The following is a 553-nucleotide window of genomic DNA, read 5'->3' on the forward strand; positions in this document are numbered from 1 at the left end:
GACGGGCCGATGCAGCGGTCGTCTGGAGCCGGCCGCAGGAGCACCGTGACATCGCCGGCGTCGTCCTCGGTTCGGTGCTGTTCGGCGTCGTGCTGCCGCTGGGGCACCCGCTCGCCGACCAGACGCAGATCCTGGTGGCGAGTCTCAGCCACGAATCCGTGGTGATGTTCCCCTGGTCCCCCTTCGCCGGCATCTGGCAGCGCACGGTGGACCACCTGCTGCCGAGGGGAGCGCAACCGGGACAGGTCGTCGTCGAGGCGAACCTCATCAACAGTCCCGAGGCGATGGTGCGAGCGGTCGCAGCGGGGTCCGGCGTCGCCCCGGGGATCCTCGGGGTCGCCGAGCAGATGGATGTCACCGGGACCGTCGTGCTGCCGCTCGATCCGCCGTTGTTCGTCGACCTCGAGGTCGTCTGGCGCCGGCCGGCCCGCCCCGCCGTCCGCCGCCTCGTCGACTTCCTCGTCGCGGCGGTCGACGCACCGGAGGTCCTCGTCTCGGCTCCTCGTCGCCCCCGCGGGGGCGGGGGCGGCCCCAGCCCCCGCCGGGGCGGGGG

Annotated in this window: 1 protein-coding gene; it reads left to right on the forward strand. The window is 74.0% G+C overall.

Annotated elements, in window-relative coordinates:
* Positions 1-553, forward strand: a 553-nt coding sequence (locus tag PKE99_RS38580; RefSeq protein WP_271215174.1) for a LysR family transcriptional regulator substrate-binding protein, incomplete at both ends; no start/stop codon positions are given.

It is taken from the genome of Pseudonocardia halophobica, assembly GCF_027922425.1.
GTDB classification, from domain to species: Bacteria; Actinomycetota; Actinomycetes; order Mycobacteriales; family Pseudonocardiaceae; genus Pseudonocardia; species Pseudonocardia halophobica.